Source organism: Acidovorax sp. LjRoot38 (genome assembly GCF_964252975.1).
Taxonomy (GTDB): domain Bacteria; phylum Pseudomonadota; class Gammaproteobacteria; order Burkholderiales; family Burkholderiaceae_C; genus Acidovorax; species Acidovorax facilis.
Map to the genome: position 1 here is coordinate 225,911 of NZ_CAXUPT020000007.1, position 20,161 is coordinate 246,071.

Genomic DNA, 20,161 nt, shown 5'->3' on the forward strand with positions numbered 1-20,161 from the left:
CCCGTTGTGGGTCTGGCGGGGTAAGCCATTGCAACCGGGGGCTGCGGCGGCTCAAGATTGTTGACATTTGAGGGGCGCGCTCGTCGCTGCGCTCACTGAGCAAAACCCAGCACCACCCTGCGGGTGGTGGGTTTATGGCTGGGACTTTTGGCGCGGCCTCACTTGCACTGCGTGCAAATGATTCCGTCCCAAAGAAAAGCGCTCTTCGCTTCGCTCACTGGGCAAAGCCCAGCACCACCCTGCGGGTGGTGGCGCTTTTCTTTTCAATCTTGGTCACCACGATGGCGCCGATCTCCGACGTGTTGGCCACATGCGTGCCGCCACAGGGCTGCAGGTCGATCAGCGGCGCGTTGTCTTCGCCACCGATGCGGATGGTGCGGATGCGCCCGGTGCCGCGCGGGGGCTGCACGCTCATGCTTTTGACCAGCGCGGGGTTGGCGTCCAGTTCTTCGTCGCTGATCGATGCCACGGTGAGCGGGTGCGCAGCGGCCACCAGGGTGGCGATGGCGGCGGTCAGCTGCTCCTTGTCCAGCGGGTCGGTCATCGCGAAGTCCAGCCGAGCGTAGTCGGGCGTGATGGAGCAGCCGTTGACCAGCTGCGGCACCACATGGCACAGCAGGTGGCTGGTGGTGTGCAGGCGCATCATGCGGTGGCGGCGCTCCCAGTCGATACGGGCGGTGACAGCCGTGCCAGGCTTGAGCTGCGCCACGCGGTCTTCCTGCCCGGGGGCGGGGATGTGCACGATGTCGCTGGTGGGGTTGCCGTCGGCGTCCTTGCCCTTGCGGGTGTCGGCGATGGCGATCTCGGTGTCGTCTGCCAGCACCAGCACGCCGCTGTCACCGGCCTGGCCGCCGCCCAGGGGGTAGAACACGGTCTGGTCCAGCACGATGCCGGTATCGGTGACGGCGGTGATGTGGGCGCTGCATTCGCGCAGGTAGGCGTCTTGGCGGAAGAGGTCTTGGGTCATGCGGTGATGGTAGCGGGATGGGCGGCGGCGCGCGGCGGTGGGGCGGGCGCTATGCTGGGCTGCAGGGGTTTCTGCCACGCATCATCCCGCGCCGCTCCACCTTCGGTTTTTCATGAACACGCCCTTGCCCTCATCGCCACAGTCGTCTTCTTCGGCCCCGCTTTCGCGCAGGGCGGTGTGGGTCTCGCGCACGCTGGACGTGCTGTTGCTGGGGCTTTGCGTGGCATTGGGGGGCCTGTCCTACTACACCTTCTCGCTGTACTGCGAGAGCTTTGGCTGCCTGGGCGTGGGGCTGTTGTGGATGCTGTGGGCCGGGCTGGCAGCGGTGGGCTGGGTGGTGGCTCTGGTGGTACGCGCCTGGCAGCGCCGCCGTGGCCTGGGCAGCTGGGCCAGTGGGCTGGCATCCACCGCTCTGCTGGTGATGGGCGTGGCACACCTGCTGGTGTGGCTGGGCAAGATGGCGCTGAAGTGACGCGCCCCGGAACAGGCCCTAACATCGCGGCATGACCGCTGCCGCCGCGCCCCAATCTGCACCACTCTCCTTGCCCTCGCGCTTCTGGGCCGACCTGTCCACCCGCGACTTTGCCGCGCTGCAGCACAGCGGCCAGGCCGATCAGGTCGTGGCGGTGTTGCCCGTGGCCGCCGTCGAGCAGCATGGCCCGCACCTGCCGCTGTCGGTGGACGCCACGCTACTGCAGGGCGTGATCGACGCTGCATTGCCGCAACTGCCTGCCGACCTGCCCGTGCTGTTTTTACCGTCACAGAACGTGGGCCTGAGCCCGGAGCACATCCGCTTTCCGGGCACGCTCACGCTGTCTCCAGCCACGGTGATTGCACTGTGGACCGAGATCGGAGAATGTGTGGCCCGTGCGGGCGTCAAGAAGCTGCTGCTGTTCAACGGCCACGGCGGCCAGGTGAGCGTGATGGACATCGTCGCGCGCGAGCTGCGCACGCGCTGCGACCTGATCGTCTACAGCGCCAGCTGGTTCAGCCTGCCGCTGCCCGAGGCGGTGGCGGGCCAGTTCAGCGCCCAGGAGCACCGCTTTGGCATCCACGCGGGCGAGATCGAGACCTCGATGATGCTGCACTTGGCACCCGGCGCGGTGCACATGGAACATGCGCGGGATTTCCGCTCCACGTCGCAGGACCGGTCGGAGCGCTACGCCATTCTGGGCAACGGCAAAAGCGCCAAGCTGGGCTGGCAGATGCAGGACTACCACCCGGCCGGTGCGGTGGGCAATGCGGCTGGAGCCACGGCCGACAAAGGGCAGGCGGTGGTGGACGCTGCGGCGGGGCAATTGGTGGCGCTGCTGCAGGAGCTGGTGCACCTGCCGCTGCAGACTGTGCGCCCCGAGACCGAATGAGCGCATTTGCGCAACCCCTCCCGTCCGTCCCCGCATGACCACGATCCGGCGCGCCATCTTCCCCGACGATCTCCCCGCAGTCACCGCGATCTTTCGCGAGTACGTCCAGAGTCCGACCGCCAATCTCGATTTTCAGGACTATGAGCAGGAGTTCGCGGAGCTGCCCGGCAAGTACGCGGAGCCCGATGGCGGTGTCCTGCTGGCCGTCGTCGAGGGCCGTGTGGTGGGCTGTGCGGCCCTGCGCCGTGTGGAGGACGGCACCTGCGAGTTGAAGCGCGTGTATGTGCGGCCTGTGGCCCGGGGGATGGATCTGGGGCGGAAGCTGGTCGAGGAGATGCTGCGCGTCGCGAGGGAGGCCGGCTACCGGCGCATGTGCCTGGACGTGCTTCCCGAATTTGTCGCGGCCCAAAGGCTCTATGAATCCTTGGGCTTTGTCACGGCTGAGCCCGTGAGCTTCAACCCGGTGCCGGGAACCCGGTTTCTGGCGCTGAATTTGTAGAGGGGCGGTAAGGTCCCCCAACACGGATTCCGGTGTGGGAGCGGCCTGGAGTCGCGGTGCTGCTGCCTGGCGCAGTTTGGGGGGCAGGAATGTCAGTTTGCTATAAATTACATAGCTTTTAGCGCTTGTCCAATAGGCGCTAGAAGCCAAAAACACCCAAAATTCCGACCGCAGGCGTCAAGCATGCGTCACCCATCCCGCATGCTCCAGCTCGTTCAGGTGCGGCAGCGTGTTGAACGTCTGCAGCATCAGCCGCTTGGGCGAGATCGAGAACTCCGTCACCGCGCTGTTGCGGATGCGCATGTTCAGCGCAATGGTCACCTCGGGTGCGGTGCCCAGCACCTCGCCCACGGCCGTGGAAATGGGGCCGCCACTGCTTACCAGCAGCACGTTGTGGCCCGCGTGGTGGTGGCGCACATGGTCGAGCGCAGCGCGCACGCCAGCAGAAAATTCGTTCCACGTCGGCATGCCCTGCGGGCTGATGACGCCCGCCATCCACTGCGCCAGCGCGTCGCACAGGATGCGAAAGTGCGCGCGGTACAACTCGGGCGTGTCGGCTTTGCCCAGCGGCTGGGGGTGGATGGCCGCGATGAGTGCGTGGCTGTCGTATTCGTTGAGGCCCGGCAATTGAAGCACTTGGGGCATGGCCTGCAAGCCTTCGGCAATGCCTTCCAGCGTTTGCGTGTGGCGGCGCAGCGTGCCGGTGATGACGGCGTCGAACGCCATACCCCGCGCTCGCCAGTATTCGCCCAGGCGCACGGCCTGTTCGCGCCCGCGCGCGCTGAGCACGTCATAGTCATCTGCGCCAAACGAGGCCTGGCCGTGGCGCACGAGGTAGAGGGTTCCCATGCGGCGGATTGTGGCCAGAACAGGGCCCTGGCGCTTGTCACACAAGCGACCAATGCTACTGAATGAATAGCATGGTAGCTTGTGTGTGCAACGGGATCAGCCTGCCAGAACGCTGCTGAACATCGGCGCGTCCACGTTGCCGCCTGTCAACGCCAGGCCCACATGCAAGCCCTGGAGCTGGTCGCGTTCCTGCAGCGCTGCCGCCAGCGCAGCAGCGCCTGCACCCTCGGCCACGTTGTGCGTGTCAGTGAACAAGGCGCGCATGGCGGCGGCCACTTCGGTATCGCTTACCTGCACGATATGGTCGATGTGCGGGGCCATCACGGCCAGGGCTTCGGGGTCGGCCACGCGGCAGGCCATGCCGTCGGCGAGCTGGGTGGTGACGGGCGCCTCGACCACGCGGCCGGCGGCCAGCGAATCGGCGTACGTGGTGGCGTGGCTGCTCACAACGCCGACCACGCGCACCGAGTGCTGCAGGGCCAGCTTGGCCGCGATGGCCGAGCACGCACCCGAGCCTTGGCCGATGGGCACATACACCACGTCGAGCTGAGGCACGGCGCGCAAGAACTCCCACCAATACGTGCTCACGCCGCGCAGCAGGTCGGGGTGGAAGCTGGGCACCATGTGGGCGCCGCGCTGGGCCGCGAGCTGGATGGCGTGTTCGCGCGCTTCCTGGAAGTCGTCGCCGTGTTCGATGAGCGTGACGCCCAGTGCGCGCATGGCAGCATTTTTCTCGACCGAATTGCCGCGTGGCACGACGATGGTGCAGGCCACGCCGTGGCGGCGCGCGGCCCAGCCCATGCTTTGGCCGTGGTTGCCGCGTGTGGCGCTGATCACTTCCATGGGCAGCGAGCCGTGTTGTGCGAGCTGGTCAAAGTAGGTCAGCCCGCCGCGGATCTTGAAGGCGCCCACGGGCGTGTGGTTCTCGTGCTTGAGCCAGCAATCGGTGCCCAGGCGCTGGCTGAGCAGGCCCCAGCGGTACTGGGGCGTGGCGGTGAAGTCGCGGTACACCACCTCGGCAGCGGCTTCGATGTCGGCCAGGGTGGGTAGCAGGGCGGTGGGGTCGAGGCGGGTGTTCATGCGGCGGCTTTCTTTTCAGTCAACAGTTTGAGGGCGAGCAGACCCAGGACGGTGCCCATGAAATAGCGCTGGGCGCGCATCCATGCAGCATTGCGGTTGAGGAACAGCGCCACGCGCGCGGCGCCCAGCACCAGCAGCGCGTTCACGGCGGCACTGGTGCTGATCTGCACCGCGCCCAGCGTCAGGCTTTGTTGCAGCAGCTGGCCGCGCTCGGGGTGCAGGAACTGCGGGAAGAACGACAGGTAGAACATGGCCACCTTGGGGTTCAGGAGGTTGGTCATGAAGCCCATCAGGAACAGCGTGCGCGGGCTGTCGTGCGGCAGGTTGCGCGCCTCGAAGGGAGCAGCGCCGCCGGGTTTGACGGCCTGCCAGGCCATCCACAGCAGGTAGGCGGCACCGGCGTAGCGGATGGCGTCAAACGCCAGTGGCACGGCGGCGAGCAGCGCAGTGAGGCCCAGCGCCGCTGCCAGCAGGTGCACGACAAAACCCAGCACCACTCCGGTCAGCGAGACAAGCCCGGCGCGCGGCCCCTGGGTGAGGCTGCGCGAAACGCAATACACCATGTTGGGGCCCGGCGTGAGCACCAGTACCAGCGCGGCGAGTGTGAAGAGCAGCAGTTCCTGTACAGAGAAAAGCATGGCGGTTACTCCTGAGGGGTGAACGACGAGAGGGTGACCGGACCCCGTGGCGTGCTGAGCTGCGCGGTGAGCCGGGGCGTGTCGCCGGGTGTGATGGCGACGCAGTTTGCTACCCCCACCGCTTCGCACGCGGCCTGCAGCGTGGCGGCCTGCGGATGCTGCAGCGTTAGCCGCTGCAGTTGCACGCCGCTGGCGGGCGGGCTGCTGCACGGGTGCACGCCGCCCCACTGGATGAGGGTGGGCAGGCAGCCGTCCATGAGGCGCAGGCCATCGTCGCGCACGGTGATCTGCCATTGCAGCAGGCCGTTTGGCGTGGGCCGGCTGGCGGTGACGATGGCGCCGCGCTCGATGTCGAGCGCCCCCAGCGCGGCACACCGCTCGGCCACGTCGGGCACGGAGGCCACCCAGTGGATGAGCTGCGGGCCGTGCGCTGCCACCTGCTGCTGCAGAGCCGCATCGTCCATGTCAAACCAGCGCCTTGCGCCCGCTGGTATTGCGGGAGTTGCTCCTGTGTTGATAGCAATGATCTCCAGATAGATGCGCGAATGCGCCGGGCTGGAGACGTTGATGATGCGGTTGTGTGTGCCCATCAGCGGGTGTTCACCGCCCGCAGTGGGGGAGATACCCAGCGTGCGCTCGCACCACGCCACGCCGCTGGCGAGGTCCGTAGCCAACACAACCAGGTGGTCCACGCAGGGTGGGTGCTGGGGGATGGCCGTGGTCACAGCAGCACCTCGCCCGACACGCAGGTGACCGAGCTCCCGCCCACCCAGATGGTGTCGCCGTCCTGCTGCACGTACACCCGCCCGGCGCGCCCCAGGCAGGTGCCTTGGGCGGCCACATACTGCGTGGGGGCCAGCCCGGCGCCGATGAGCCACTGCGCCAGCGCGGCATTCAGGCTTCCGGTGACGGGGTCTTCGGCCAGGCCGTTGTTGCCGGGGAAAAAAGCGCGCACCTCGAAGGCGATGCCTTCTGCGTCCGTGCTGCCGATGACACCCACTTTTCCGCGCGGTCCCACCACGCCCACATCGAGTTGGCCGAGGATGCTGGCGTCGGGCTTGAGCGCCAGCACCTGCTCAGCCGAGCGCAGCATCACCCCGCGCCAGTTGGGGCCGTTGTCGCACCAGGCGTGGTGCAGGATGTCGCTGCGGTCCACCCCCAGGCCCCTGGCAATCAAGGCCACGTCGTCTTCCGCCAGCGGGCCGCTTTTGATCAACGCTGGCGCGGCAAAAGCCAGGCGGTCGCCATCCTGGCGCAGCGTGACCAGGCCCACGCCACATTCCTGCACCACCTTGCCTGCTACCTGGGGCTTGCCGCCAGCTCTCAGCCAAGCGTGGCAGCTGCCCAGCGTGGGGTGGCCAGCAAACGGTAGCTCGCGCCCCGGGCAGAAGATGCGCACGCGGTAGTCGGCACCGGCGGCGCGGCCTTCTGGAGTGGGTGGCAACAAGAAGGTGGCTTCGGACAGGTTGGTCCAGTTCGTGAACTCCTGCATGGTCTCGGTGGACAGGCCCGTGCCATCCAGCACCACGGCCAGCGGGTTGCCCCGGTAGGCCTGGGCGGTGAAAACATCGACTTGTTGGAAGGGGCGCTGTTGCATGGTGGTCCTTGGTAGAAAAATCGGTGATGCGGCCAGTGAGGTGACGGTGGAGGCACGCCGGGGGCTTACCGGGTGTGTTGCCCGGTGTTTTTGGTGTGGATTCGGTAGGCCCCGTCAGGAGCCCGCAGGCGTGAAATTCAGCCGCTGGGGCGCGGCACGGAAACCATCAAATTCATAGCAGCACCGTGCCCTCGATGCAGGTGACTGCACGCCCGCCCACCCAGATCTGGTGATCGTCGTCCTGGCGGATGTGCACGCGGCCGGCGCGGCCCAGGCATTCACCCTGGGCGACCAGATAGCTGCGTGGCGCCAGGCCATCGGCAATCAGCCACTCGGCCAAGCTGGCGTTCAAGGTGCCGGTGACCGGGTCTTCGGGGTTGCCCATGGGGGCGGCAAAGGCGCGCACCACCACGCCGGGCTGGGCGGTGTCGCTGGCGGTGGGGCCGACATGGATCACACCCACGTCCTGGCCCAGGTCTTTCAGGCGCGCGTGGTCCGGCCGCAGGCCCAGCACGGTGTCCGCGCTGTCGAGCAGCAGGCCCAGCCACACCGGGCCGTTGTCCAGCAGTTGTGCCCCCAGGATCTGCGGGGGGCGCAGGCCCAACGCGCTCGCAATCAGCGGCACCAGGGCCGGGCTGGGCGCGCTGCGCTTCAGGGGCGGGGCGGCAAAGGCCAGGGTGCCATCGGCCTGCGCGATACGCACCAAACCCAGCGCGCACTCCTGGATCACCATGCCCTGCTGGCGTGGCGTGTTGCCCGCCTGCAGCCACGCATGGCAGGTGCCCAGCGTGGGGTGCCCCGCAAAGGGAAGTTCGCCATTGGGGCTGAAGATGCGCAGGCGGTAATCGGCACCCGCGGCGCGCCCGGCCTCGGTGGCGGGCAGCAGAAAGGTGGTTTCCGACAGGTTGGTCCACGCCGCAAAGCGGCGCATGTCGCTGTCGCTCAGGCCCTCGGCATCCAGCACCACGGCGACCGGGTTGCCAAAACCCGGGCGATCGCTGAACACATCGATTTGCTTGAAGGGACGCTGGTGCATGGGGGGCTCCGGGATCACGACAGGGGCTGGTCCAGCACCCCGCGTGCGCCGGGCCGGGTGCTGACCGTGTTGTACCACCGCTCCAGGTGAGGGCGCGCCACACGTTCTTGTGGCAGGCCCCACCATCGGTGGATCTCGCAGGCCACAGGGATGTCCGCCATGGTGAACCGGTCGCCCGCCATGAAGGGCTGGCGCGCCAGATGCGCATCCAGCAGTCCCATCAGAGGCTCCGTGGCCGCCACGGATGCTGCAATCAGCCCGTCGTCCCGCTGGGCCGCTGGGGTGCGTATCCACTGCACAAAGGCGTCGCGCCCGGCCGGGTTCAGGGTGGTCTGCTGCCAGTCCATCCACTGCTCGGCCACAAAGCGCTCACGCATGGTTTCAGGGTACAGCTCGCCTGGAGAGTGCCGCGCGCACAAGTAGCGCACGATGGGGTTGGATTCCCACAACACGGTGCTGGTCTCGTCGTCTTCCATCAGCGGCACCAGGCCATTGGGATTGCGCTGCAGATAGTCGGCCTCGCGCACCAGCCCGAACTGGCCGCCCGCGTCGGTGCGCTGCACCGTGATGCCGAGTTCTTGCGCAGCCCACACCACCTTGCGCACGTTGATGGACGACAGGCGCCCCCAGAGCCTCAGCATGTTGAATCAGCTTTCATGTGCGTTGAACGAACTGTGATGTATGAAGCGGGCGTGGCCCGGCCAGCGGCCGCCGCGCAAGGGCCGCCCCGCCGCGCTGGCGGCGTCCCCCCTTCCGCATCGCACAGCGATGTCAGAGAAGGGGGAAGGCGCGCAGCGCCACAGGGGGTTGTTCACTTGTTGTCGCGGATGGCCGCTGCCAGCGCAGCAATGCCGGTGGCAATCTGCTCTACCGTCGATGTGACGAACGACAGGCGCAGTGTGCGCGGGTCGGCGTTGCCGGCATAAAACGCCGCGCCGGGCACGAAGGCCACGTTGCGCTCCACCGCCTTGGGCAGCAGTTCGACGGCACTCATGCCTTCGGGCAAGCGCACCCACAGGAACATGCCGCCATCGGGGCGGTTCCACTGCACACCGAGGCCCTGCATTTCCTTGTCGAGCGCGGCCAGCATGGCCTCGCATTGCTGCTTGTACAGCGCGCGGATGGTGGGCACATGGCGGTCCAGGAAATTGCCCTTCATCACCTCGGCCACCAGGCGCTGGTTGTAGCCGGGCGTGTGCAGGTCCGCGGCCTGCTTGGCCTGCAGCAGCTTGGGGTAAACCGCCTTGGGCGCCACCACAAAACCCAGGCGCAGGCCGGGTGCCAGCACCTTGGAGAACGAGCCCATGTAGATGCAGCCTTCAGGGTTGCGGGCCGTCAGCGGCGCGGGTGGCGGGTTGTCAAACCACAGGTCGCCGTAGGGGTTGTCTTCCACCAGCGGCAGATTCAGTTCAGCGGCAGCCTGCACCAGGGCGGCGCGACGTGCTTCGCTCATGGTGCGGCCCGTGGGGTTCTGGAAGTTGGGCAGCACGTACAAAAAGCGCGCCTTGTTGGCACCCGTGCCCACCTTGGCCTTCAGGTCGTCGATGAGCACACCTTCGTCGTCGCTGGCCACGGACACCACGGCAGGCTCCATGGGCGTGAAGGCCTGCAGCGCGCCCAGGTAGGTGGGTGTTTCCACCAGCACGCGGCTGTCGGTGTCGATCAGCACCTTGGCGATCAGGTCCAGCGCCTGCTGCGAGCCAGTGGTGATGAGCACCTGGTCGGCATCCACATCCCAGGGCAGGAAGTCCGCGATGGCCTGGCGCAGCGGGGCATACCCTTCGCTGGCGGCATATTGCAGGGCAGCGGGGCCGTCATTGGCCAGCACGGCGGCCGAGGCTTCGGCAAAGGCCGACACCGGGAAAGTCTTGGGCGAGGGCAGGCCGCCCGCCAGGCTGATGATGCCGGGCTTTTCCGTGACCTTGAGGATTTCGCGGATGACCGAAGGGTTCATGCGCTCGGCGCGGCGCGCCAGGGTCCAGGTGCTGGTCTGTGGAAGGTCGTTCAGTTTCACTCTCGTTCTCCTCCGGGCGGTCCCCAAAAGACTACCCATGTTGCAAAGTCGTCAGAAAAATTCTCAAAGCGGTGGTGCTGTCCCGCAGGTACAAAAAAGGCGTCTCCGGCTGCAAAGTGGTGGCGGGCTTCACCTTGCACGAATTCTCCGCTTCCACGCTGGACGAAATACAACTCGTCCTGCGCGTGCGGCTGCTGCGGGTCGTGGCCGCGTGGCGCATACAGCTCCGTGCGCATGCTGCCGTGGCGCAAGAGTTCCACGAACCGCTCGCCGGCCGGGCCAGGTAGCTGCTGCAATGCGTGTTCCACGGAGTATTTCACAGGCGTTCCCATCTTCCTGGTCAGTCCACGATGAACAGGGTTGCCCCTTGGGGTGAGCTGGAACGGTGGGGCTCGGCGTTGTCCGCCACCTGGTAGCTCAAGCCCGGCGTCAGCGTGAAACGGCGGCCGTCGGCCAGCTCGGTGTGCAATTCTCCGCTGAGGCACAGCAGCACATGGCCCTTGACACACCAGTGGTCCGAAACGTATCCGGCCGTGTACTCCACCATGCGCACGCGCATGTCGCCGAACTGCTGCGTGCGCCAGAAGGCCTGGCCTGCCTGTGCGCTTTTTTCTTCGCGGGGAATGCTGGACCAGTCGGTGGTGGCAAACGGGATGTTGTGTATCTGCATGGCTGTCAGTCTTTCACGGAAACCACCGCTTCAATCTCCACCGCGAAGCCACGCGGCAGGGAGCCTACGCCCACGGCAGAGCGCGCATGCCGCCCCGCGTCGCCGAACACCTCGACCAGCAGGTCCGAGCAGCCGTTGATGACCTCGGTGTGCTGCATGAAGTCGGGGGAGGCGTTGACCATGCCCAGCACCTTGACCACGCGGCGCACCCGCGAGAGGTCGCCCAGTGCAGCCTTCATCGTCGCGATCAGGTGCAGTCCCACCTCGCGGGCATGGGCCCTGGCTTCTGCGGCGCTGATTTCGCGCCCCACCTTGGGCACGGTGGCCATGTCTTCGCGGGCGGGAGCGCCCTTGCCCGACAGGTACAGTGTGTTGCCGTCGAGGACATAGGCGTCGAAGTTGCCACGGGGTGCGGTCACGGCGGGCAACACCAGGCCCAGCTGCTGCAGGCGTTGTTCCGGGTCGATGGAGGTCATGCGGCGGCTCCTTGGTGAACGGGCATCTTCTTGCCCACAAACACGGTGGCGATCACGGCCAATGCAAACACCACCGTGACGGTATCCAGCCGCTCTCCAAGCAGCGGCACGGCGAAGAGCAGGCTCAGGAACGGCTGGATCAGCTGGATCTGGCTCACGCGCACGGCACCCAGTGCCAGCGCCCGGTACCAGGCAAAGAAGCCGATCCACATCGAGAACAGCGCCACGTAGACAAAGCCCAGCCAGCTCATGCCGCCGATGGCCGAGGGCATGGCCGGTGCAAACCACCAGGCGATGGGAATGGTCAGCGGCAGGGAGCACACCAGTACCCAGCAGATGACCTGCTCGGCGCCGAGCCTTGGCGTGAGGCGGGCGCCGCCGATGTAGCCGAACGCGCCCGTGGTCATGGCTATGAGCAGATAGATGTTGGCTGCACCCAGGTAGATGCCGCCGGCACGCCACACCATGAAGCCCAGCACCAGGCTGCTGCCCAGCACCGCGCAGGCCCAGAATCCGGCGGAGGGCCTTTGCCGATACCACAGCGCGCCGAGCAAGGCGGTGGACAGTGGCAGCAAGGCGGTGACCACGGCCCCATGCGTGCTGGGCACATGGCGCAGCGCCAGAGCCAGAAACAGCGGAAACCCCACGATCACGCCAAAGGCCGTGATGGCCAGCAGCGGCCATTCTGCTTTCTGCGGCAGGTTGAGGCGCCCGCGCGCATGCTGCAGCCACAGGTAGGCGATGGACAGCAGCCCTGCCACGGCAGCGCGGCCGAATGTGACGAACCAGGGCGACAGCTGCGGCGCGTCGGTGGGCCCCACGGCGAGGCGGGTCATCGGCAGCGTGGCCGCAAACAGGGTGACGCCCACCAGCCCCCAGACCAGCGCCTCGCGTTCTTGTGCGTTGTTCATAGCGCGAGCATCCAAAGGGCAGTGGCAACGAGCACCAGGGCCAGTGCGCGGTTGAACCAGAGCAGGCGCTGGCCCTGCGCCAGCCACTGGCGCAGCAGCGAGCCGATGAGCGCGTAGGCAAAGTTGCTGGTGAACGCAAACACCATCATCACCCCGCAGATGATGGCCAGGCGCTCGCCCGGATTGGTCGAGGGCTGGCCTGCGGCGTTGACCACCCAGCCCGCGCTGAGCGTGAGCGCCAGCATCCAGGCCTTGATGTTCACGAACTGCAGGCCCACGCCCTGCCAGAAGGTCACGTTCAGGCGCGTGGTGTCGATCTCGGTCATCTTGCCTGCCCTGCTGAGCTTCCAGGCCAGCCAGAGCATGTAGGCCACGCCCAGCAGTGTTACGGCCCAGCGCAGCGCGGGCACTCCGGTGATCAGGGCGCCCAGGCCCAGGCCGCTGCCCAGCATGAGCAGCGTCCAGCCTGTGGGCACTGCAAAGCAAAAGCGCAGGGCGCGCTTGAGGCCCAGGTTCGCGGCCAGCGCAGTGGACAAGGTGGTGTTGGGCCCCGGCGAAAAACTCATCGCGGTGCAGAACAGCAGCAGGGCAGTCAGTTCGGGGGCGGTCATGGGCAGGTGGGTCCGGGCTTTATGGCGGGTGGCTTGTCATCGCCTGGGCTTCAATGTAATCTTCGATGTCAGTACACAACCAGTACAGTTAAGCAGCGCAGTTCGTGATCTGTATTGGCTGCGATAACAGTACACAAGGACACCGCCATGCTGATGAAAACCACCACCCAGTCGCTGACCGAGCAGCTGTCGGCGCGTTTCGGCGAGCGCATCCGCAACCGGCTGCTGGCGCCCGGCGCGCGCCTGCCTTCGGTGCGGCAGTGCGCGCAGCAGCATGGCGTGAGCCCTTCCACTGTGGTTGCAGCGTACGACCAATTGCTGGCGCAGGGGCTGGTGGAGGCGCGCAAGAACCGGGGCTTTTTTGTGCGCGAGATGGCCAACGGGTTGCTGGACAGGGGCGCTGAGGACGACGACGCGGGCGCCCAGGAAGTCGAGCGTGCCATGGGCAACTGGAGCACCGCGCACTGGTTTGCCGCGCGGGGCGCCGGGCGCGGTGCAGCGCGGGGGGCGCCGCCCGTCAACGCCACGGCGCTGATTCGGGGCATGTTCCACAAGATCAGCGACAAGCCGCAACCCGGCATGGGCGTGTTTCCGCCTGCCTGGCTGGAGTCCACGTTCATGCCCGCCGCTGTGCGCAAGGTGACCAGCACACGCGCGTTGAATGATTTTTCGCTGCAGTACGGCGAGCCTCTGGGCGACACGGGGCTGCGCCGGGTGCTGTCCAAGAAGCTGGCCACGCTGAATGTGCATGCGGCCCCCGAAAACATCATCACCACCGTGGGTGCCACGCACGCGCTCGACATCGTGAGCCGTACGCTACTGCGCCCGGGCGACCCGGTGATGGTGGAGGAACCCGGCTGGGCGGTGGAGTTTGCGCGCTTGTCTGCTTTGGGCATGCACATCCTGCCGGTGCCGCGCCGTGCCGACGGGCCAGACCTGGAGGTCATGGCGAAGTACTGCGAGGTGCACCAGCCCAAGCTTTACGTGAGCGTGAGCGTGTTCCACAACCCCACGGGCTACTGCCTGTCTCCAGGCAGCGCGCATCGCATCCTGCAGCTGGCCAACCAGTACAACTTCCATGTGGTGGAGGACGATACCTACAGCCACATCGCGCCCGAGCACGCCACGCGCCTCACGGCGCTCGATGGGCTGCAGCGCACCATCTACGTGAGCGGCTTTGCCAAGATCCTCGCGCCCAACTGGCGCATCGGTTTCATGGCCGCACCGCCCGCGCTGGTGGAGCAATTGCTGGACACCAAACTCCTGGCCACGCTGACCACGCCCGCGCTGCTGGAAAAAGCCCTGGCCCTGTGCATCGAACAGGGCCAACTGCGCCGCCACGCCGAGCGCATCCGTACGCGGCTCGACGCTGCGCGTGCACGCAGCGTGAAGCTGGCGCTGGGCGCGGGCTGCACCTTTGCAGCCGAGCCCGTGGGCCTGTTTGGCTGGGTGGAGACAGGGGTGGACACCGACGCGCTGTCGCAGCGCATGCTCGACGAGGGCTACCTGCTGGCGCCGGGCGCGCTGTTCCATGCAGAGCGCCAACCCAGCACCCTCATGCGCATCAACTTTGCGACCACGCAGGAGGCGGAGTTCTGGAAGACTTTTGCGCGGGTGCGCGATGAGCAGGCACGGTGAGCCGACCCACTGCCTTTGAGCCCATGTCCCAGACTGGCGCTGTCGGCAAATACTGGCGCGGCCCCAGCCAGTGCCACCGTGGAACCGGCTTTGCCGGGCCACCGGTGGCGTCCCCCTTGGGGGAAGACGCGCAGCGGCTCAGGGGGGTTATCTTCTCTCTACTTCCAGGTCGGCCAGCACCCGCAGCAGCGCGCGGTTGACCTCTTCCAGGTCCAGCTCGAACGTCTCGCAGAGGTTGCGAATGGCACTGGCGTCGTCGGTCTCCAGCGCGCAGGCCATCTGCAGGCCACCGGTGTAGGGGCCGGTGCGCAGCACCGTGGCGTCATAGATGCGCTCAGACAAGGGCAGACGGCGCAGGATGGTGCCAAGCGGCTCCCCCAGCAGGTCGTCGATCTGCGACAGCAGGCCACACAGGTAGATCTCGCGGCGCAGATCGTTCTCCACGCCCGCGTCGAGCAGCTGTGCGGTGAGTTGGGCACGCATCACCATGGCCTCGCGCACCGGCTGCATGTTGGGGTCGGTGCTGGCATGGGGCAGCTGGTCAGACAGCCAGCGCTTGATGGAGCCGTAGCCCATCATCACCAGGCCCCGGCGCAGCGAATCGATGCCGGTGCGCAGGCCCAGGGCCGCAGAGTTGGTGTACACCATGAAGCGGTACGCCAGGATCGGGTCCTGGCCCATGATGTCTTCAAAGGTTTCCAGCGATTGCTCTGCGTCGATGGCCTTCATGAGCTTGAAGATCACCGCGTGCGATGGCTGCTGGGGATGGTGGCGCAGGCTGTAGAGCACATCTTCGGTGGGCCAGCCGGCCAGTGCCAGGGCGTTGTGCTGATCCAGGCAATGCTCCATGAGCGCGCGGCTGGCAATGTTCTCGTACATCTGCCCGGCCAGCACCGGGCTGGTGGTGCGCGCGGGCTGCGTGGGGGTGCCGCCAGGGCGTGCGGCGGGGGCCGCCTTCAGGGCCGCCACGGCGTCTTCGGGGCGCAGGGTGAGCAGGCTGTTGTCAAAGCACTGGGCAATGTCGGGCTCGGGCAGCCGACCCAGCTCGCCACGCCACACGAGCTTCAGGCCCCGCTGGTGGGCGGCCTTGACCAGCGCATAGATGGTGGAGTCGGACAGCCAGTTGCCGCGCACCTCGATCCAGGGCGCGCCACGTGGCGCGTGCTCCAGCATGTTGGACAACAGCTGGTGGCTTTGGGGGGACAGCAGAATCGGGGGAGAACTGGCAGACCACAACTCCTGCAGCGTGCGCAGCAGGTGGGCGGTATCGACCAGGGCCGAGGCCTCGCTGTGCACATAAAGCTGGATGGCCGCGAGCTTGCGGGCGCGGTTCCACAAAGGGCGGTAACCCAGAATCAGGCTGCCAAGGACAGATTGGACCATGTGCTCTTAGGCGGTTGTCTCGTCGTTGGGGCCTGTCCCCGCCCGGGGCTGTGCAGCGTGGGCAGGCCCGCTTTAACTGATGAAATTGAACAGGGACAGCTTCTGAACCTGCGCATAGGACTTGAGCGCTGCCTCGTAGCCCACCTGCTGGTTCTGGAAGTCTGAAATTCCCTGGATCATATCGAGATCCTCGGCCCGCGAGCGGTCGCCTTCGAGCTGGATGGAGCGCTTTTCCTGGTCGCCCGTGATGCGGTCCGCTCGGTTGAGCAGCTCGCCCGCATAGCCGCGCATGTTGTGCAGGCGTTCCAGGCCAATGTCCATGTTGCCCAGGGCCTGCCCCACTGCCTGTGCCGCTGCATTGCTGTCGGGGGCGCTGCGGATGTCGCGGATCGCGTTGTCCAGGGTGCTGAACATGCTCGGGCTGGGCTGCAGGGTAATGGTGTCCCCGGTGGCGGGGTTGCCCTTGATATCGAAGCTCAGGCCCGGGATGCTGGTGATGGCGATGGTCACCGGCTTGTCGGTGGGATAGTCGGGCACCACCACGGCCGGTGACACGGCGCCTGTGGTGGTGTTGGTGAGCGTGTAGGTGGCGGTGGTGGTGCCGGGTGTGGCACCCGGGCCGACCGCGCTGAAGGTGATGGTGTAGTTGTCGCCCGTTACCAGGCTCGGGTCCACGGGGGTGACCGCCGTGGTGTTGAGGAAGCGGCTGGAGGGAATGGCGCTGACACCTGCGGTGTAGACACCATCGCGCTGCGGGTCGAACATGAAGGCGGCTTCGCCATCCAGGGTGTTGGGAATCGACACGCCACTGCTGGCTGTCTGGCCAGGCAGTCCTTCAAAGCTGTAGTCGGGGCTGGTGCTCAGGGGGCCGAGGAACGGCGCGAGCGCGCTGCCCAGGGCGCTGAGCAGGGGAACGCCGTTGGTGTCCTTGCGGTTGGCCACTTCCAGCAGCTGCTCGCGCAGGCCTTGCAGCTGGTTGGCGATGGTGTTGCGGTCGTTGGGGGTCAGGGCCGCACTGCCGGCGTTCACCACCAGTTCGCGGAAGTTCTGCACCAGGTCCACTGCGTCGCCCAGGGCGGACTCGGCCTGCGCGATGGCGTTGCGCTGCGTTTCCAGGGCGCGCTGCTCGGTCTGGATGCGCGCCAGCCGGTTGATGGCGCGTTCGGCCTGCGCGGCCGACACGGGGTCATCGCTGGCCCGCACCACGCGTTTGCCCGAGGTCAGGTTCTCCTGCAGGTTCGACAGGTTGGTCTGGCGCGTGCCCAGGTTGCGCAGCGCGTTGTCATACATGTTGGCCGTGCCAAGGCGGTAGATGCTGTTACTCATGTCGAACTCCTAACTCCTGTCCCGCCGTCAGCGGCCGAGGCCCTGCAGCAGCGAGTCAAAGATGTTTTGCGCAATCTGGATCATTTTGGACGATGCCTGGTACGCCTGCTGGTATTGGATCAGCCTTGCAGCCTCCTCGTCCAGGTTCACGCCCGAAATCGCCGTACGGTCCCGTTCCAGGTTGGCCGCGATGGTGGTGGACAGCTCGGCCGCGAACAGCGCGCTCTGGGTGCGGGTGCCCACCTGGGCCATGGCCCCTGCGTAGCCGTCGGATAGTGTGGATTCGTCGAACATCTTCACGTCCCGCAGGCCCATGAGTGCACTCGCGTTGCCCGCGTTGCGCGTGAAGATGTCGCCGTACTGCGGGTCCGATGCATTGCCGATCACGACGGTGTCGCCCGTGTTGGGGCTGCCCTGCAGCTTGATCTCCCAACCGTTGATCGAGATGGGTGCACCCGGCGTGTAGGGCTGCGCAGCGGCAATGGTGGTGGGGGGCGCAGTGCCCCGGTCCAGCACGTCGTACGTGGTGGGCGGGCCGGCCGTGAACTGCAGCTGGATACCGCCCAGGATGGGGGGCAACGCCGCCGGGTTGGCGTTGGGCGGCAGAACCAGCCCCGGCGGATTGGGCAGGCCCGTGGCTTTGAGGCCCGCCAGCTGCAGCGTGCCGCCGTTGGAGGTGCCCATGGCCGCGTTGATGGGGTTGGCCGCCGCCAGATCGCGCGGTGAGTACACCAGCGACTGGATGTTGGCCGCCGCCGTGCTGAACGGCTTGAACAACATGCGCTCGCCGGGGTTGCCGGGCGTGGTCAGGTTGAAGTTCAGGCCGTCGATCTGCAGCGTGGCCAGGTTGGCCGCGTCGGTGAACGGGGTGGACGTGCCGTCCGACAAGCGCACCACCTGCCCGGCCGTGCCGGTGGTAAAGCGGATTTCGTAGTCCGACGCCGCGAACTCCGTGGGGCCGGTGAAGGACACCGTGCCCACGCCCGCGCCGTTGGTGTGGCCCGGCATGCTGGCGGGCAGGGCGAACAGGTCCTTGCCCAGCGCACCGTCCAGCGTCAGGCCCAGGTTGTGCTGGTCGTTCATCGTCATGCCGATGGCCATGGCCATGCGGCCCAGCAGGTTGCGCCCTTCGGCCAGATCGTTGTTGTTAAAACGCAGCAGGCCCGACATCGACCCGCCGCCGAGCACGTTCTCGTCCATCTCCACGGCTGGCGCACCGGGCCGGTTGAAGAACAGCTTGATCTGGCCGCTGCCGGGGAAGGCCGTCGCGTCATCGATGGACAGGCTGGTGGCCGTGGTGCCCAGCACCAGCGGCTGGCTGCCCGCCACAAACAGGCCCACGGTGCCATCGTCGGCCGGGATCTGCTTGGTCTGCACATACTGGTTGATGTCGCGGATGATCTGGTCGCGCTGGTCCAGCAGGTCGTTCGGAGTCTGGCCATTGCCCTTGGCGCGCGCGATCTGCTCGTTCACGCTGGCCATCTGCCCGGCCAGGCTGTTGACGGCGGTGATGCTGCTTTGCAGCTGTTCGGTTACGGTGTACTGGATCTCGTTGATGCGGTCGGCGGCCGCACGCATGCGCGAGGCGGTTTCGTCCATGCGCGTGAGCACCACGGTGCGCGCAGTGATGTCCGTGGGGGCGCTCACCACGTCCGAGAACGCATTCATCATGTCATTGATGGCTGCACCCAGGCCCGCCGTGCCGCCGCTGAAGACCTCCTGCAGCTGGCGCAGGCGCTCGGCCCGCACGATGTCGGACGACTGCACCGAGCCCGCCGTGGCCGACTGGCGCGTGAGCAGCTCGCTCTGGTTGCGCAGGATGGTCTGTACATCCACGCCCTGGCCGATGTAGCCGCCGCCCGTGAACTGGCCCTGCACGGTCTGCAGCACCACGGTCTGGCGCGAATAGCCGGGCGTGTTGACGTTGGCAATGTTGTGGCCCGCCGTCTGCAGCGCCACCTGGTTGGCCAACAGGGCGCGGGCGCCGACGTTGAGCAAGCTCATGACTCACCTCGCATTTCAGTGATCCCCAGCGCTGCCTTCACCCCCAGCGCGTGTGACTGGCGCGGCCCTAGCCAGTGCCCCCGCGCAAGGGCCGCCCCGCCGCGCTGGGGGCGTCCCCCTCCCGCGAAGCGAGAGAGGGGGAAGGCGCGAAGCGACTCAGGGGGTGTTTGCATGGTCAAGCCTGCGCGCGCAGCGTGCGCAGCACGCTATTGATGGCACCGCCGAGCTTTTTGGCGTACTCGGGGTCGGTGGCGTAGCCCGCCTTTTGCAGCGCCGAGGCATAGGCCATGGCCGAGCCGGACTGGGCGACGGATTCGGCCTTCTCGTAGCGCGGGCTGTCCTTGATGAGCTTTGCGTAGTCCCGGAACGAATCCTCGTACGAGTCGTAGGCGCGGAACTTCGCCGTCACCTTCTGGGCCTTGCCGTTGATGTATTCGGTGGTGGTGATCTCGGCCACCTTGCCTGTCCAGCCCTTGCCGGCCTTGATGCCGAACAGGTTGAACGAGTTGGAGCCGTCCTTGTGTTTGATCTCGCTTTTGCCCCAGCCGGTTTCGTGGCCAGCCTGGCCCAGCATGAAGCTGGCCGGAATGCCGCTCTCCTGGGCCACGCGCTCGGCGGTGCCCGAGAGGTGCTGCACAAAACCATCGCGGCCCTTGGGCGCGGGTCCAGTGGCCTCGGCCGGTGTGCCGGTGGCCGAGGACGCTGTGCGGGGCAGCGCCTGCGGCAGGCTCAGTGTGGAGGGCACGGAGAAATTCGCGTCGGCCCCGCCCATCTGGCGCGAGAGCTGGCGTGCAATCGCTTCAGACAGCCCGCCCTGCTGGCCCGACATGCTGACCGAGAGCTGCTGGTCCAGCATGTCCTGGCCCAGGTTGGCCTGCTCGCCTTCCATGAGGCCGGATTTCATCGTGGCGTCGCGCATGCTCTTGATCAGCTCGCGCATGAACAGCGACTCGAACTGCTTGGCGACCTCGCGCGTGGTCTGGGCGTTGTTGGCCGTGCCCGCGTCGTACTTGAGCGAATTGAGCGAGCGGATGTCCACCGCCAGCGCATTGGACGTGCTGCTGGTGGTGCTGGACGAGGGCAGGGTGAGGGCCATGG

22 protein-coding genes are annotated in these 20,161 nt (G+C 66.8%); 4 read left to right on the forward strand and 18 right to left on the reverse strand.

Annotated features, from left to right (window positions below):
- Window positions 1-214: 214 nt before the first annotated feature.
- Window positions 215-967: an alanyl-tRNA editing protein gene (locus ACSQ22_RS15205; RefSeq protein WP_436130798.1), complete on the reverse strand. Its 753-nt coding sequence runs from the start codon at window positions 965-967 to the stop codon at window positions 215-217.
- Window positions 968-1,079: 112 nt separating this feature from the next.
- Here ACSQ22_RS15205 and ACSQ22_RS15210 point away from each other — a divergent pair, with 112 nt between their 5' ends.
- The 3 genes from ACSQ22_RS15210 to ACSQ22_RS15220 are packed head-to-tail and all read left to right on the forward strand — an operon-like array spanning window position 1,080 to window position 2,830.
- Entirely contained in the window at window positions 1,080-1,439 is a 360-nt protein-coding gene (locus tag ACSQ22_RS15210) for a hypothetical protein (protein ID WP_055398333.1), read from the forward strand.
- 31 nt (window positions 1,440-1,470) lie between these two features.
- On the forward strand, window positions 1,471-2,331 hold the full coding sequence (locus tag ACSQ22_RS15215; RefSeq protein WP_436130799.1) for a creatininase family protein: 861 nt from the start codon (window positions 1,471-1,473) through the stop codon (window positions 2,329-2,331).
- A gap of 34 nt (window positions 2,332-2,365) precedes the next feature.
- Entirely contained in the window at window positions 2,366-2,830 is a 465-nt protein-coding gene (locus tag ACSQ22_RS15220; RefSeq protein ID WP_436130800.1) for an N-acetyltransferase family protein, read from the forward strand.
- A 177-nt stretch (window positions 2,831-3,007) separates the two neighbouring features.
- Here ACSQ22_RS15220 and ACSQ22_RS15225 read toward each other — a convergent pair whose 3' ends face one another.
- From ACSQ22_RS15225 to ACSQ22_RS15285, 13 genes are all read right to left on the reverse strand, one after another.
- Window positions 3,008-3,679 (reverse strand): histidine phosphatase family protein, encoded by a 672-nt coding sequence (locus ACSQ22_RS15225; protein WP_055398330.1) that lies wholly within the window; start codon window positions 3,677-3,679, stop codon window positions 3,008-3,010.
- Between the two features lie 96 nt (window positions 3,680-3,775).
- Window positions 3,776-4,759 carry a threonine dehydratase gene (locus ACSQ22_RS15230; RefSeq protein ID WP_436130801.1) on the reverse strand — a complete coding sequence of 328 codons (984 nt, stop codon included), beginning with the start codon at window positions 4,757-4,759 and terminating at the stop codon, window positions 3,776-3,778.
- On the reverse strand, window positions 4,756-5,397 hold the full coding sequence (locus ACSQ22_RS15235; protein WP_121508429.1) for a LysE family translocator: 642 nt from the start codon (window positions 5,395-5,397) through the stop codon (window positions 4,756-4,758). The genes ACSQ22_RS15230 and ACSQ22_RS15235 overlap by 4 nt, the downstream gene beginning before the upstream one ends.
- A gap of 5 nt (window positions 5,398-5,402) precedes the next feature.
- Complete coding sequence (locus ACSQ22_RS15240) at window positions 5,403-6,089, reverse strand: VOC family protein (RefSeq protein ID WP_436130802.1); 687 nt, start codon at window positions 6,087-6,089, stop codon at window positions 5,403-5,405.
- Between the two features lie 29 nt (window positions 6,090-6,118).
- The gene (locus tag ACSQ22_RS15245; protein WP_436130803.1) at window positions 6,119-6,994 is read right to left on the reverse strand and encodes a PhzF family phenazine biosynthesis protein; all 876 of its coding nucleotides are present in this window, start codon (window positions 6,992-6,994) and stop codon (window positions 6,119-6,121) included.
- Window positions 6,995-7,166: 172 nt separating this feature from the next.
- On the reverse strand, window positions 7,167-8,030 hold the full coding sequence (locus tag ACSQ22_RS15250; protein WP_121508431.1) for a PhzF family phenazine biosynthesis protein: 864 nt from the start codon (window positions 8,028-8,030) through the stop codon (window positions 7,167-7,169).
- 14 nt (window positions 8,031-8,044) lie between these two features.
- Complete coding sequence (locus tag ACSQ22_RS15255) at window positions 8,045-8,671, reverse strand: glutathione S-transferase (protein ID WP_436130804.1); 627 nt, start codon at window positions 8,669-8,671, stop codon at window positions 8,045-8,047.
- Between the two features lie 170 nt (window positions 8,672-8,841).
- Window positions 8,842-10,044, reverse strand: coding sequence for a PLP-dependent aminotransferase family protein (locus ACSQ22_RS15260; RefSeq protein WP_436130805.1), 1,203 nt, complete (start codon window positions 10,042-10,044; stop codon window positions 8,842-8,844).
- Entirely contained in the window at window positions 10,041-10,376 is a 336-nt protein-coding gene (locus ACSQ22_RS15265; RefSeq protein ID WP_255577898.1) for a cupin domain-containing protein, read from the reverse strand. Before ACSQ22_RS15265 ends, ACSQ22_RS15260 begins: the two co-directional genes overlap by 4 nt.
- 8 nt (window positions 10,377-10,384) lie before the next feature.
- Window positions 10,385-10,714, reverse strand: coding sequence for a DHCW motif cupin fold protein (locus tag ACSQ22_RS15270; protein ID WP_121421313.1), 330 nt, complete (start codon window positions 10,712-10,714; stop codon window positions 10,385-10,387).
- 5 nt (window positions 10,715-10,719) lie between these two features.
- Window positions 10,720-11,190, reverse strand: a complete 471-nt coding sequence (locus ACSQ22_RS15275; RefSeq protein ID WP_436130806.1) for a RidA family protein — start codon at window positions 11,188-11,190, stop codon at window positions 10,720-10,722.
- Window positions 11,187-12,101 (reverse strand): DMT family transporter, encoded by a 915-nt coding sequence (locus tag ACSQ22_RS15280; protein ID WP_431150872.1) that lies wholly within the window; start codon window positions 12,099-12,101, stop codon window positions 11,187-11,189. The genes ACSQ22_RS15275 and ACSQ22_RS15280 overlap by 4 nt, the downstream gene beginning before the upstream one ends.
- Entirely contained in the window at window positions 12,098-12,712 is a 615-nt protein-coding gene (locus ACSQ22_RS15285) for a LysE family translocator (protein WP_121421310.1), read from the reverse strand. The genes ACSQ22_RS15280 and ACSQ22_RS15285 overlap by 4 nt, the downstream gene beginning before the upstream one ends.
- A gap of 147 nt (window positions 12,713-12,859) precedes the next feature.
- On the opposite strand from ACSQ22_RS15285, the gene ACSQ22_RS15290 reads away from it, so the two are divergent.
- On the forward strand, window positions 12,860-14,350 hold the full coding sequence (locus ACSQ22_RS15290) for a PLP-dependent aminotransferase family protein (RefSeq protein ID WP_121421309.1): 1,491 nt from the start codon (window positions 12,860-12,862) through the stop codon (window positions 14,348-14,350).
- Between the two features lie 147 nt (window positions 14,351-14,497).
- On the opposite strand, the gene ACSQ22_RS15295 is transcribed toward ACSQ22_RS15290, so the two are convergent.
- The 4 genes from ACSQ22_RS15295 to flgJ all read right to left on the reverse strand — a co-directional run bounded on the left by ACSQ22_RS15295 (window position 14,498) and on the right by flgJ (window position 20,159).
- Window positions 14,498-15,733: an HDOD domain-containing protein gene (locus ACSQ22_RS15295; RefSeq protein ID WP_121508438.1), complete on the reverse strand. Its 1,236-nt coding sequence runs from the start codon at window positions 15,731-15,733 to the stop codon at window positions 14,498-14,500.
- 72 nt (window positions 15,734-15,805) lie between these two features.
- Window positions 15,806-17,059 carry a flagellar hook-associated protein FlgL gene (flgL, locus tag ACSQ22_RS15300; RefSeq protein ID WP_055398316.1) on the reverse strand — a complete coding sequence of 418 codons (1,254 nt, stop codon included), beginning with the start codon at window positions 17,057-17,059 and terminating at the stop codon, window positions 15,806-15,808.
- A gap of 27 nt (window positions 17,060-17,086) precedes the next feature.
- Window positions 17,087-19,063 carry a flagellar hook-associated protein FlgK gene (gene flgK, locus ACSQ22_RS15305; protein ID WP_436130807.1) on the reverse strand — a complete coding sequence of 659 codons (1,977 nt, stop codon included), beginning with the start codon at window positions 19,061-19,063 and terminating at the stop codon, window positions 17,087-17,089.
- Window positions 19,064-19,238: 175 nt separating this feature from the next.
- Complete coding sequence (gene flgJ / locus ACSQ22_RS15310) at window positions 19,239-20,159, reverse strand: flagellar assembly peptidoglycan hydrolase FlgJ (protein ID WP_121421305.1); 921 nt, start codon at window positions 20,157-20,159, stop codon at window positions 19,239-19,241.
- Between the last annotated feature and the right edge of the window lie 2 nt (window positions 20,160-20,161).

What these genes read in the sequence shown, in the direction of transcription:
- ACSQ22_RS15205 (WP_436130798.1), bottom strand. Translation starts at nt 967, where the DNA reads ATGACCCAAGACCTCTTCCGCCAAGACGCCTACCTGCGCGAATGCAGC.
- ACSQ22_RS15250 (WP_121508431.1), bottom strand. Translation starts at nt 8,030, where the DNA reads ATGCACCAGCGTCCCTTCAAGCAAATCGATGTGTTCAGCGATCGCCCG.
- ACSQ22_RS15265 (WP_255577898.1), bottom strand. Translation starts at nt 10,376, where the DNA reads ATGGGAACGCCTGTGAAATACTCCGTGGAACACGCATTGCAGCAGCTA.
- ACSQ22_RS15295 (WP_121508438.1), bottom strand. Translation starts at nt 15,733, where the DNA reads ATGGTCCAATCTGTCCTTGGCAGCCTGATTCTGGGTTACCGCCCTTTG.
- ACSQ22_RS15270 (WP_121421313.1), bottom strand. Translation starts at nt 10,714, where the DNA reads ATGCAGATACACAACATCCCGTTTGCCACCACCGACTGGTCCAGCATT.
- ACSQ22_RS15210 (WP_055398333.1), top strand. Translation starts at nt 1,080, where the DNA reads ATGAACACGCCCTTGCCCTCATCGCCACAGTCGTCTTCTTCGGCCCCG.
- ACSQ22_RS15255 (WP_436130804.1), bottom strand. Translation starts at nt 8,671, where the DNA reads ATGCTGAGGCTCTGGGGGCGCCTGTCGTCCATCAACGTGCGCAAGGTG.
- ACSQ22_RS15215 (WP_436130799.1), top strand. Translation starts at nt 1,471, where the DNA reads ATGACCGCTGCCGCCGCGCCCCAATCTGCACCACTCTCCTTGCCCTCG.
- ACSQ22_RS15230 (WP_436130801.1), bottom strand. Translation starts at nt 4,759, where the DNA reads ATGAACACCCGCCTCGACCCCACCGCCCTGCTACCCACCCTGGCCGAC.
- ACSQ22_RS15285 (WP_121421310.1), bottom strand. Translation starts at nt 12,712, where the DNA reads ATGACCGCCCCCGAACTGACTGCCCTGCTGCTGTTCTGCACCGCGATG.
- ACSQ22_RS15290 (WP_121421309.1), top strand. Translation starts at nt 12,860, where the DNA reads ATGCTGATGAAAACCACCACCCAGTCGCTGACCGAGCAGCTGTCGGCG.
- ACSQ22_RS15280 (WP_431150872.1), bottom strand. Translation starts at nt 12,101, where the DNA reads ATGAACAACGCACAAGAACGCGAGGCGCTGGTCTGGGGGCTGGTGGGC.
- ACSQ22_RS15245 (WP_436130803.1), bottom strand. Translation starts at nt 6,994, where the DNA reads ATGCAACAGCGCCCCTTCCAACAAGTCGATGTTTTCACCGCCCAGGCC.
- ACSQ22_RS15235 (WP_121508429.1), bottom strand. Translation starts at nt 5,397, where the DNA reads ATGCTTTTCTCTGTACAGGAACTGCTGCTCTTCACACTCGCCGCGCTG.
- ACSQ22_RS15225 (WP_055398330.1), bottom strand. Translation starts at nt 3,679, where the DNA reads ATGGGAACCCTCTACCTCGTGCGCCACGGCCAGGCCTCGTTTGGCGCA.
- flgJ (WP_121421305.1), bottom strand. Translation starts at nt 20,159, where the DNA reads ATGGCCCTCACCCTGCCCTCGTCCAGCACCACCAGCAGCACGTCCAAT.
- ACSQ22_RS15220 (WP_436130800.1), top strand. Translation starts at nt 2,366, where the DNA reads ATGACCACGATCCGGCGCGCCATCTTCCCCGACGATCTCCCCGCAGTC.
- flgL (WP_055398316.1), bottom strand. Translation starts at nt 17,059, where the DNA reads ATGAGTAACAGCATCTACCGCCTTGGCACGGCCAACATGTATGACAAC.
- ACSQ22_RS15275 (WP_436130806.1), bottom strand. Translation starts at nt 11,190, where the DNA reads ATGACCTCCATCGACCCGGAACAACGCCTGCAGCAGCTGGGCCTGGTG.
- flgK (WP_436130807.1), bottom strand. Translation starts at nt 19,063, where the DNA reads ATGAGCTTGCTCAACGTCGGCGCCCGCGCCCTGTTGGCCAACCAGGTG.